This window comes from Rhodosalinus sp., from assembly GCF_041685465.1.
GTDB lineage: Bacteria > Pseudomonadota > Alphaproteobacteria > Rhodobacterales > Rhodobacteraceae > Rhodosalinus.
In genome coordinates this window covers 1-6,089 of record NZ_JAWLFS010000186.1, presented here as the reverse complement: position 1 = coordinate 6,089, position 6,089 = coordinate 1, and the positions used below count along the sequence as shown (strand labels likewise).

General features: G+C 71.9%; 5 protein-coding genes. 4 read left to right on the top strand and 1 reads right to left on the bottom strand.

Features of this window, described 5'->3' with window-relative positions:
- From ACESL7_RS11850 to ACESL7_RS11840, 3 genes are all read left to right on the top strand, one after another.
- Positions 1–1,414: AMP-binding protein (locus ACESL7_RS11850; RefSeq protein WP_372893529.1), on the top strand; the 1,414-nt coding region annotated here is incomplete at its 5' end.
- Between the two features lie 110 nt (positions 1,415–1,524).
- A complete protein-coding gene (locus ACESL7_RS11845; RefSeq protein ID WP_372893528.1) occupies positions 1,525–2,058 on the top strand; it encodes a CIA30 family protein in 534 nt (177 codons plus the stop codon).
- Positions 2,059–2,299: 241 nt separating this feature from the next.
- Positions 2,300–3,727: an amidase gene (locus ACESL7_RS11840; protein WP_372893527.1), complete on the top strand. Its 1,428-nt coding sequence runs from the start codon at positions 2,300–2,302 to the stop codon at positions 3,725–3,727.
- 83 nt (positions 3,728–3,810) lie between these two features.
- Here the strand turns inward: ACESL7_RS11840 and ACESL7_RS11835 are convergent, their stop codons facing one another.
- On the bottom strand, positions 3,811–4,572 hold the full coding sequence (locus tag ACESL7_RS11835) for an NAD kinase (protein WP_372893526.1): 762 nt from the start codon (positions 4,570–4,572) through the stop codon (positions 3,811–3,813).
- A 164-nt stretch (positions 4,573–4,736) separates the two neighbouring features.
- Between ACESL7_RS11835 and glyA the strand changes: the two genes are divergently transcribed.
- The gene (gene glyA / locus ACESL7_RS11830; protein ID WP_372893525.1) at positions 4,737–6,032 is read left to right on the top strand and encodes a serine hydroxymethyltransferase; all 1,296 of its coding nucleotides are present in this window, start codon (positions 4,737–4,739) and stop codon (positions 6,030–6,032) included.
- Positions 6,033–6,089 lie beyond the last annotated feature (57 nt).

Sequence of the window (6,089 nt, the reverse complement as noted above, 5' to 3'; positions counted from 1 at the left end):
GATCGCCGCCTCCTGCGGGATCGAGCCGGGGCGCGTGGTGCACTACAAGCCGCTTCTCGACGGCGCGCTGGCGGAGGCCGCGCATCAGCCCGACTTCTGCGTGATCTTCCAGCGCGAGGAGGAGGTGGCGCGGCTGGAGCCCGGCCGCGACGTGGGCTGGCACGCCTTCCAGTACGGCGCCGAGCCCGCGGACTGCGTGCCGGTGGAGGCGACGCACCCGGCCTACATCCTCTACACCTCGGGCACCACGGGCCAGCCCAAGGGCGTGGTGCGCCCCACCGGCGGGCACCTCGTGGCGCTCAACTGGACGATGAAGAACATCTACGGCGTCGAGCCGGGCGAGGTGTTCTGGGCGGCCTCGGACGTGGGCTGGGTCGTGGGGCACTCCTACATCGCCTATGCGCCGCTCATCCACGGCAACACGACGATCGTCTTCGAGGGCAAGCCCGTGGGCACGCCGGACGCCGGCACCTTCTGGCGGGTGATCTCGGAGCACAGGGTCGCCGCCTTCTTCACCGCGCCCACGGCCTTCCGCGCGATCAAGCGCGAGGATCCGGAGGGGAGCCATGTCGGCCGCTACGACATGTCGAGCCTGCGCACCCTCTTCCTCGCCGGAGAGCGGGCGGACCCCGACACCATCGAATGGGCGAAGGCGCAGCTCGGCGTGCCGGTCATCGACCACTGGTGGCAGACGGAGACCGGCTGGACCATCACGGGCGTGCCCGTGGGCCTCGGCGGGGTGGAGCCGCGCATGGGCTCCTCCGGCGTGCCGATGCCGGGCTACGACGTGCAGATCCTGGACGAGGCGGGCCATCCGGTGGGCCCCGACACGCTCGGCGCCGTGGCGATCAAGCTGCCGCTGCCACCGGGCACGCTGCCCACGCTCTGGAACGCCGAGGACCGCTTCCGCAAGAGCTACCTGGAGCATTTCCCCGGCTACTACGAGACGGGCGACGCGGGGCTCATCGACGCGGACGGCTACCTCTACATCATGGCGCGCACCGACGACGTCATCAACGTCGCCGGCCATCGCCTCTCCACCGGCGGCATGGAGGAGGTGCTCGCCGAGCACCCGGACGTCGCCGAATGCGCGGTGATCGGCGTGGCGGACGCGCTCAAGGGGCAACTGCCGATGGGGTTCCTCTGCCTCACCAAGGGGGTGAACCGCTCCGAGGCGGAGATCGTGCGCGAATGCGTGGCGCTGGTGCGCGACCGCATCGGGCCGGTGGCGGCCTTCAAGCACGCCGTCGTCGTGGACCGCCTGCCCAAGACGCGCTCGGGCAAGATCCTGCGGGCGACCATGGTGAAGATCGCGGACGGCGAGGAGGTCAAGACGCCGGCCACCATCGACGATCCGGCGATCCTCGACGAGATCCGCGCCGCCTGCCGCAGCCTCGGCTACGCGGCGGCCTGACGCGCCCTGGCCGCGCTCCCGCGGATCGCGGCGCCCGCCCCGCGGGCCAAGGCCCTTGGCGGCTGCCGCCGGCGCCCCTACGTCCAGTCCATGCACCACGGGAGTTTTCCATGCGCCACCTCCTCGCGCTCTGCGTCGCGCTCGCAGCCCTGCCCGCCATGGCCCAGACGGTGATCGAGGATTTCGCGCCGCCCGCGGGCGAGTGGCGCTTCTTCACCGATCAGGTGATGGGCGGCGTCTCGTCCGGCGAAGCGTCGATCGTTCAGGGCGACCGCGCCGCGCTGCGGCTGACCGGACAGGTCAGCACCGAGAACCGGGGCGGCTTCATCCAGGCGCGGCGCGACCTGCCGGAGGGGCTGCCCGAGGGCACCGAGGCGCTGCGCATCACCGTGCGCGGCGACGGGCAGCGGTACTTCCTGCACCTGCGCACGAGCGGCACGATGCTGCCGTGGCAGTATTACCAGGCCGGCTTCGAGACGGACGAAGACTGGCAGGAGCTGCGCGTGCCGCTGTCGGCCTTCACCCCGTCCGGGGGGCTCCTGCGTGACGAGGTGCGGCCGGGCGCCGTGCGCTCCATCGCGCTGGTGGCCTACGGCCGCGACCACGAGGCGGCGGTCGACCTCGCCCGGATCGTGGCGGAGTGAGGCACGGCCTTGCGGACCGCCTGTCCCGCGGTTAGCGTCGCGCGGCCGAGCCCGGGAGCAGGCTGATCGTGGCGCAAGCAGCACCTTGACGTCCAGGGCTTTGTCAGACCCGGACCGCGGCGCCGACGCGATCGCCGCCCGCACCGCGCACCGTGACGGCTTCCCATGCCCCGACGGCAGGGCCGCCGGCCGACGCGGACGCGCCGCTGCGCCCGCCTCCGCACTCTGAAAGGGACGCGCCATGACCGGGACCGACGACAACGACATCTGGCGCCTCTCGGCCGCCGAGACGGCGGAGGCGATCCGGGCAGGCCGCCTGACCGCGGTCGCCGCGACCGAGGCCGCGCTCGCGCGGATGGAGGCGGTCAACCCGCGGCTGAACGCCGTCGTCGAAAGCCTCGCCGACGAGGCGCGGGCCCGCGCCGCCACGCTCGACGCGGGCGGGATCACGGGGCCGCTGCACGGCGTGCCGGTGACGGTCAAGGTCAACGTCGACCAGGCGGGCCACGCCACGACCAACGGTGTCGCGGCCTACGCCGATCTGATCGCGCCCGACGACGCGCCGGTGGTCTCGAACCTCCTGAAGGCCGGTGCGGTGCCCATCGGGCGGACCAACACGCCGGAGTATTCCTTCCGCGCGGACACCGACAATCCGCTGCACGGTCGCACGCGGAACCCATGGGGCGATCATGTCTCGCCCGGGGGCTCCTCGGGCGGCGCGGGCGCGGCGGTGATGGCCGGGATCGGCGCGCTCGCGCACGGCAACGACATCGGCGGCAGCCTGCGCTTCCCGGCCGCGGCCAACGGGGCGGTGACCCTCAAGCCCGGCCTCGGCCGGGTGCCGGCCTACAACCCCTCGCAGAAGGCCGAGCGCGGCATGCTCGCGCAGGCGATGTCGGTGCAGGGCCTGCTGGCGCGCAGCGCCGCGGACCTCGCGCGCGCGATGCCGAGCCTGGTCGCGCCCGACCCGCGCGATCCCTTCCACGTTCCGCTACGATGGGCCGGCGAACGGCTCGAGGCCCCGGTCCGCGTGGCCTTCACGAAGGAGTGCTTCGGGTTCACCCTCCACCCGGAGGTCTCTGCCGCGCTGGATGCTGCCGCCGAGGCGCTGGCGCAGGCCGGCTACGCCGTCGAGGAGGTCACGCCGCCGGCGATGCCCGAGGCCGCCCGCGTGGGCTACCGCGCGCTCATGGGCGAGACGAAGGCACTCCTCTCGGAGGAATTCGCGCGCAACGGCTCGCCCGCCTTCCGCGCGCTCTTCGAGGAATACTTCCGCCAGTACCCGCCCTACGAGGGCGCGGAGCTTCTCGCCGCCATGGCGCAACGCAGCGCCTTCGCCCGCGCCTGGGCGCGCTTCCAGGAGACCTACCCGCTCACGCTCACGCCCTTCCTCGCGCATCCCTTCTTCGCGCCCGACCGCGACCTCGAAGGGCCGGAGGGCATGACCGAGGCGCTGGGCTCCGCGCTCTGGTCCTTCGCGATGAATTTCGTCGGCCTGCCGGCGGGCAACGTGCCCGCGCGCCTTGCGGAGCTGCCGCAGGGACCGCAGCCGATCGGCGTGCAGATCGTCGGCCGGCGCTGGCGCGAGGATCTCGTGGTCGAGGCGATGGAGGCGGTCGAGGCGCGCATCGGGCCGATGGCGCCGCATCTCTGGGCGCGCATGGCCTGACGCGAGGGCGATTTTTCGTACGAAAAATCGCCCTGCTCGGACGGCTTCAGGAGATTTTTCGTACGAAAAATCTTCGGAAGCCGTCAGACGAACTGCTCCTGGATCAGCCGTTCTTCCAGCCCGTGGCCGGGGTCGAAGAGGAGCCGGTGCGCGATCGCGGGCTCCGAGCGCACGTCGACGCGCACCACGTCATGCGCCGCGCGCGAATCCGCGTCCGCCATGACGGGGCGTTTCTCGTGCTCCAGCACGTCGAAGCGCACGGTCGCCATCTTCGGCAGAAGCGCACCGCGCCAGCGCCGCGGCCGGAAGGGCGCGATCGCCGTCAGTGCGAGCACGTCGCTCCCGATGGGAAGGATCGGCCCGTGGGCCGAGTAGTTGTAGGCGGTCGAACCGGCCGGCGTCGCCACGAGCGCCCCGTCGCAGACGAGTTCCTCCATCCGCAACTTCCCGTCCACGGTGATCCGCAGCTTCGCGGCCTGCGGCCCGGCGCGCAGGATCGAGACCTCGTTGATGGCGAGCGCCTCCTGCACGGCGCCGTCGGCGCCCTCGGCGCGCATGGCGAGCGGGTTGATCACCGTCTCCTCCGCCGCGGCAAGACGCGCCGGCAGGTCGTCCTCGGAATACTCGTTCATCAGGAAGCCCACGGTGCCCCGGTTCATGCCGTAGACCGGGGCCGGGAGATGCGCGGTGCGATGGAGCGTCCCCAGCATGAAACCGTCGCCGCCCAGCGCCACGATCACGTCGGCCGCCTCCTCCGGCGCGTCGCCGTAGCGCGCCACGAGGCGGTCGCGCGCCTCCCGCGCCACGTCCCAGTCCGAGGCTGTGAAGGCGAGCCGGAGGCTCATGCGGGATCCCTCGCGCGGCGCATGCGTGCGGCGCGAGACAAGCACGGATCGGCGCCGCGCACCAGTGCGCGCCGCGTCCCGCGGTCGCGATGCCGCTTTCCGGACTTTTACCGCGGCCCCCTTTCCGGTATGTGCGGTGCGATCCCGACAGAGGAGGACCGCGCATGAACGCCCCGCACCGCGACGACGGATTCTTCACCGAACCGCTCGAGAGCCGCGACGCCGAGCTCTTCGCCGCCATCCGTGGCGAGCTCGGCCGCCAGCGCGACGAGATCGAGCTTATCGCCTCCGAGAACATCGTCTCCGCTGCCGTGATGGAGGCACAGGGCTCGGTGATGACCAACAAGTATGCCGAGGGCTATCCCGGCCGGCGCTACTACGGCGGCTGCCAGTGGGTGGACGTCGCCGAGGAGCTCGCCATCGAGCGCGCGACGAAGCTCTTCGGCTGCGGCTTCGCCAACGTGCAGCCCAACTCGGGCAGCCAGGCGAACCAGGCGGTGTCGCTCGCACTGCTGAAACCCGGCGACACCATCCTCGGCATGAGCCTCGACGCCGGCGGGCACCTGACCCACGGCGCCGCGCCGAACCAGTCGGGCAAGTGGTTCAACGCCGTGCAATACGGCGTGAAGCGCGACACGCTCGACGTGGACTACGACGAGATCGCGCGCCTCGCCGAGGAGCACAAGCCCGCCATGATCATCGCCGGCGGCTCGGCCATTCCGCGTCAGCTCGATTTCGCGCGCTTCCGCGAGATCGCGGACAGCGTGGGCGCCTGGCTCCTGGCCGATGTGGCGCATTTCGCCGGGCTGATCGCGGCGGGCGTCTACCCCTCGCCCTTCCCGCATGTCCATGTCGCCACGACCACCACGCACAAGACGCTGCGCGGCCCCCGCGGCGGCATGATCCTGACCGACGACGCGGCACTGGCGAAGAAGTTCAACTCCGCCATCTTCCCCGGCATCCAGGGCGGGCCGCTGATGCATGTCATCGCCGCCAAGGCCGTCGCCTTCGGCGAGGCGCTGCGCCCGGAGTTCGAGACCTACCAGAAACAGGTGATCGCCAACGCGAAGGCGCTGGGCGAAGCGCTGGTCGAGGGCGGGCTCGATCTGGTGACCGGCGGCACCGACAGTCACGTGCTGCTCGTCGACCTGCGCCCCAAGGGCGTGAAGGGCAACGCCACCGAGAAGGCGCTCGGCCGCGCGCATATCACCTGCAACAAGAACGGCATCCCCTTCGACACCGAGAAGCCGATGGTGACCTCCGGCATCCGCCTCGGCACGCCGGCCGGCACGACGCGGGGCTTCGGCGAGCCGGAGTTCCGGCAGGTCGGCCGCTGGATCACCGAGGTGGTCGACGGCCTTGCCACGAACGGCGAGGAGGGCAACGGCCCGGTCGAGGAAAAGGTCAAGGGCGAGGTCGCCGAGCTCTGCGGCCGCTTCCCGCTCTACCCGCAGCTCTGAGCCGCGGCGCGCGGCGCGCCCGTCGGGGCGCGTCTCGCGACGACCGACCTCGAGGGG

What these genes read in the sequence shown, in the direction of transcription:
- ACESL7_RS11840 (WP_372893527.1), top strand. Translation starts at nt 2,300, where the DNA reads ATGACCGGGACCGACGACAACGACATCTGGCGCCTCTCGGCCGCCGAG.
- glyA (WP_372893525.1), top strand. Translation starts at nt 4,737, where the DNA reads ATGAACGCCCCGCACCGCGACGACGGATTCTTCACCGAACCGCTCGAG.
- ACESL7_RS11845 (WP_372893528.1), top strand. Translation starts at nt 1,525, where the DNA reads ATGCGCCACCTCCTCGCGCTCTGCGTCGCGCTCGCAGCCCTGCCCGCC.
- ACESL7_RS11835 (WP_372893526.1), bottom strand. Translation starts at nt 4,572, where the DNA reads ATGAGCCTCCGGCTCGCCTTCACAGCCTCGGACTGGGACGTGGCGCGG.